5 protein-coding genes are annotated in these 4,942 nt (G+C 40.2%); all 5 read left to right on the top strand.

The annotated features are described in order from the left end of the window. Positions 1-119: 119 nt before the first annotated feature. The 5 genes from CSX02_RS08615 (at position 120) to CSX02_RS13775 (ending at position 4,360) form a co-directional block, all read left to right on the top strand. Positions 120-800, top strand: coding sequence for a dihydrofolate reductase family protein (locus CSX02_RS08615; protein ID WP_099386371.1), 681 nt, complete (start codon positions 120-122; stop codon positions 798-800). Positions 801-847: 47 nt separating this feature from the next. After that, positions 848-1,690 (top strand): carbon-nitrogen hydrolase family protein, encoded by an 843-nt coding sequence (locus CSX02_RS08610; RefSeq protein WP_099386370.1) that lies wholly within the window; start codon positions 848-850, stop codon positions 1,688-1,690. Between the two features lie 402 nt (positions 1,691-2,092). Beyond that, positions 2,093-3,625 carry an ATP-binding cassette domain-containing protein gene (locus CSX02_RS08605; protein WP_099386369.1) on the top strand — a complete coding sequence of 511 codons (1,533 nt, stop codon included), beginning with the start codon at positions 2,093-2,095 and terminating at the stop codon, positions 3,623-3,625. Between the two features lie 3 nt (positions 3,626-3,628). Beyond that, a complete protein-coding gene (locus CSX02_RS08600; protein WP_099386368.1) occupies positions 3,629-4,147 on the top strand; it encodes a GNAT family N-acetyltransferase in 519 nt (172 codons plus the stop codon). Positions 4,148-4,222: 75 nt separating this feature from the next. Continuing rightward, complete coding sequence (locus CSX02_RS13775; RefSeq protein WP_330399506.1) at positions 4,223-4,360, top strand: hypothetical protein; 138 nt, start codon at positions 4,223-4,225, stop codon at positions 4,358-4,360. Positions 4,361-4,942: the final 582 nt, after the last annotated feature.

Raw genomic sequence — 4,942 nt, 5'->3', positions numbered from 1 at the left:
GATGCGCAGAGATTTGCATATGAAATATGTCAGCTATGCTGACGCAAATCTCGCGCCAAGTCTCGCGAGCGAGACTTGAATTAATCGAAGGAGAAATGACCAGACAGAAAGGATAGAGACTGGTGAGACCAATTACTACGTTATTTATGTTGATGTCTTTAGATGGAAAAATCAGCACGGGGGCATCTGATTCTTTGGATATGGATAAGGATTTCCCTATAATTGATGGACTTAAGGAGGGACTGCAGCAGTATTATGATATTGAGCAGACAACAGATTTGTGGTCCTTTAACACAGGCAGAGTGCAGGAAAAGATGGGGGTCAATGAAATGCCTTTTCCACCAAAGACGCCGGTGTCTTTTGTACTCCTTGATAACTCTCATCTTACCGAGCATGGAATCAAGTATTTTTGCTCAAGGTCAAAAGAATTTGTTTTGATTACAACAAATAAGATGCATCCGGCATTCGATGTGTACGAGGATAACCTCCACATCATCTGTCAGGAGACACTATCGTTAGAAGACGCTTTGATAGAGCTGAATGAAAAGTTCGGCTGTGAAAGAATCACAATCCAAAGTGGTGGAACACTGAATGGAATGTTCCTTCGAGAAAAGCTATTCGATTATGTTGATATTGTAGTTGCGCCTGTTCTGATCGGTGGAAAAGATACATCAACTCTTATTGATGGCATCTCAATTACAAATGTAAATGAGCTCGGTAGCCTTGGGGTTCTGCAATTGGAAAATTGCGAAATACTGAATGGCTCTTATATAAGACTTAGATATAAGGTTATATCATAACATACAGTACTACAGAGAAAGAAAGCCTGGTATTTACGGAGGAGAACATGATTTTTAAAGTTGCAATCTTACAGTCTCGTGCAGAGAATTCGAATATAAAGAGAAATATTGATATCATAATCTGTTCTATGAAGGAAGCATCTAAAAATAGAGCAGACATTTTGCTACTTCCAGAGTGTTTTATAACAGGTTACGAGCTTCCGATGACATATGAAAAAAGCATATCCTGTGAAGACGAAGTTATCGTGAAAGTATGTGAAGAGGCCAAAGCGCTTAGTATCGGTGTTGTATTGACATCATTTACAAAAGGCAAAGAACAACCTCAAAATACAGCATTTGTAATCAGCAAGACAGGTGAAATACTGATGAAATATTCAAAGGTACATACATGTGATTTCGCAGATGAGAAAAATGTTGAGGCAGGAACCGAGTTTAAGGTTTGTGATTTTGATGGAATAAAACTAGGCATAATGATTTGCTATGATAGGGAATACCCTGAGAGTGCGAGAATGCTCATGTTAAAAGGGGCAGAGATTATTCTTGTGCCTAATGACTGTGGTTCGATGAAACCACGCATTCAAGCGTTGTCTACCAGAGCATATGAGAATATGGTTGGAATAGCAATGGCAAATGCGAATGGACAAAATGCAGGTTGTTCCTGTGCGTACAGTCCTATCTGTTGGGATAAAAATGGTATTTGCGTTGATAATACAATTATACTCGCTGACGATGTGACAGAAGGGTTATATTATGCAGATTTTGATATGGATGCAATAAGAGAATATAGAAGCTCAGAGATGATGGGTAATACATTTAGAAAAGTAAACGCGTATAAAGGGTTATTGGATGCTAAGATTTCAGAACCATTTATAAGAGCTGGGCAAGAATAACTTTAAGGAGTTTCACACAGTTAAAGATTCTGAAATATACAGATAATGGTATTGCAATTGCCTCGTTTCAATGTTAATATGAGTAAGAATTAAAAAGATAAAGAAAGAGCGCTTGGCGTTTAGGTGAAGGAATGAGCATTAGATAATTTAGCTTGAGTGAACACGATTAAGATTTGTTGGCTGCTTATGCAGCTGTTTTGTGTACGCTTAAACTGGATTATCATGCATTTTTAGCCTAACTGTTCATAGTAGGTCTATTTGTGTGAGTCTATTTTGCGTATGCAAAATAGGCTTTTTTGATTTACAAAAAACGCTCCGCTATGGATGCGCACTCGCGCGTAAGGTATATGTTGCGAGCAACATGCTTTTTTATGCTATAGCAGCGGAACAGGAGGGCGATATATGCTTCAGATTAGGAATTTAACTATAACACATCGTAAGGACCTACGCATTATTTTGGAAAAATTCAATATGGCATTAAATGATGGAGATAAAGCAGTAATCATTGGGGAAGAGGGAAACGGCAAATCAACTCTGATGAAGTGGATATACAATCCGGAACTCGCTGAGAATTATTCAGAATGTGAAGGAGAAAGAGTAACTTCCAAAGAGGTACTGGGGTATCTTCCTCAGGAACTTCCAGAAGCTGATAAGGCAAAAACTCTTTATGAGTATTTCTCGGAGGCACAGTTTTTTTATGATAAGGAGCCAAAAGAACTATCGGAGATGGCAATGAAATTCCAGGTGCCTTCCGATTTCTTTTACAGCGATCAGAAAATGGGAAGTCTTTCAGGTGGTGAAAAGGTTAAGGCACAACTTATGCGGCTTCTGATGGACAATCCGACGGTGCTTCTTTTGGATGAGCCATCTAACGACATTGACATTAGTACGCTGGAGCTTTTGGAGAGGCTGATCAATGACTGGAAGCATATAGTTCTTTTCATATCCCATGATGAAACCCTTATTGAGAACACTGCAAATGTGATAATCCACATCGAGCAGATTATGAGGAAGACCAAGAGCAGATACACTGTTGTAAGGGATAATTACAGCAATTATATCGAAAGAAGGGCTGAGAACTTTGAAAGACAGGCGCAACAGGCACAGAGCGATCAAAGGAAAAAGAAAATTCGTGATGAAAAATATGCAAGAATTTATAATAGTGTGGAACACGCACAGGCTGTCATTACAAGGCAAGACCCGGCGACTGCCAAGAACCTCAAGGACAAGATGCACACTGTAAAAGCCATGGGTAAACGTTTTGAAAAGGAAGATGAGAATATGACCCAGATGCCTGAGCAGGAAGAGGCTATCTTTTTTAAACTGGGAGATGAGAGCGCTAGAATGCCGGCAGGCAAGACGGTTATTGAGTATGAGCTGGATGAACTGAGAACCCCTGATGGAGAAAAAGTGCTTTCAAAAGACATTTTTCTTAGAGTCAGAGGACCTGAAAAAATCTGCATTGTTGGCACAAACGGAGTCGGCAAGACAACGCTCCTTAAGCGGATGGCAGAGGAATTACTTTCCAGAAAAGACATAAAGGCGCAGTACATGCCGCAGAACTACGAAGAGCTTCTTGACCTTGATGTTATGCCGGTTGAATTCTTGGATGACACCGGGGACAGAGCAATACGCACCCGTATCAGGACATATCTCGGGTCGCTAAAATATACTGCGGATGAAATGGACCACTCAATACGAGAACTGTCGGGAGGACAGAAAGCAAAGGTGTTGCTTTTGAAGATGAGCCTGTCAGATGCAAATGTGCTTATACTTGATGAGCCAACGAGAAACTTTTCTCCGCTTTCGGGGCCTGTTATCAGGAAGATGATAGCTTCTTTTCCCGGAGCAGTGATTAGCATTTCTCATGACAGGAAGTATATTGAGGAAGTATGCACGAAGACCTATACATTAACAGAGAAAGGACTTACGTAAAGTATGGCTGACACAAGAATCAGAATTATCCCGTTTAATATGAGATATCTGGATGATTATTACAGAAACTTCAACAGAGAAATAGCTAAGTATCAATGGCCGGATCCGTTTGAGAGTATGGATGATGCCAGGAATCTGCTTCAGGATTTCCTTGATGAAATGGAGAAAGAAGAAACATTATTGCTTGCAGTTGTAGACGCTGATGAGAAATTTATCGGGAGTACTGAGATGCACGGGCTTTCTGAGGATTGCCCTGAGCTTGGAGTTTGGATTATTGAATCAGAACAGGGAAAAGGGTATGCCTATGAAGCACTGAAATTTATTTTGGATTATGCATATGAAAAGTACGGAAAGACAGAGTTTTTCTATGAAGCAGATGTACGAAATGTTGGCAGTAACAAATTACTTTCTAAGCTATCAGCTGATTATGATATGAAAGCTCTTGATGTAGAGGAACTTGTAACGGATTCCGGGAAAGAGCTTAGGCTTCAGGGGAATGTATTAAGACGGAGGATATTATAATATGAGCGTATATAAATATTTTAATTTAAGAGAAAAACCAGAAATAAAGGAAGCAGCTGCGAACTGGTTGATGATATGAAAACTAAAGGCATTACACCGATTTACCTTGTTACAGATCATATTGGATTTTATGAGAGATATGGATGGGAGTTTCTCTGTATGGCACAGGGCGATGGAGAACCTGAGCCTACAAGACTTTACATTCATAGATGACCAGGAGGATTTGTCTGAATTAAGAGCAAAGCGAAATGCGTGATTGTTGCTAAGACCAAGTCCTAACTTGTCTATGCATATCCGTAGTTGATATTATAAATGCTATATGTTATAATTTTCTCAGCTAAGAAGGCTGTGATAGACAAAGATATCACAAAAACGAAACCCCAGCAGTAGCGGCTGCTGGGGTTTCTTCACGTTTTACGGTTGTGCATCCGTTAGGCTAATTGTCGCGGCCGTCTCCGTCTAGCCATTTGCATATGTAGTAGCTAACTACACCTGCCGCAACGGAGATTAAGAAGGCTATAATAATGGACAAAGATTTCACCTCCCTCCTGTGTCGGTGGGAGCGACAACATAATTATGATAACACGAACAAATGTTTGGTACAATACAAATAGCGCAACTTTATGACATATTTTTTCTTATCGTCCGCCACGCCGACGAACAGGAGCTACATATCTTTCGGCGAGTTTTTCGGATAGCTGTTTTGTAGCATCTTGTACGGACATTCCATCCTTTATCCTGAATTATTCACGAGGGTAGGTCCTGCATAGGATCCCCACCCTCAGACATGTAAAC

Source organism: Agathobacter ruminis, assembly GCF_002735305.1.
Taxonomy (GTDB): domain Bacteria; phylum Bacillota; class Clostridia; order Lachnospirales; family Lachnospiraceae; genus Roseburia; species Roseburia ruminis.
The sequence above is the reverse complement of the archived record's forward strand: the minus strand, read 5'-3'. Positions and strand labels throughout refer to the sequence as shown.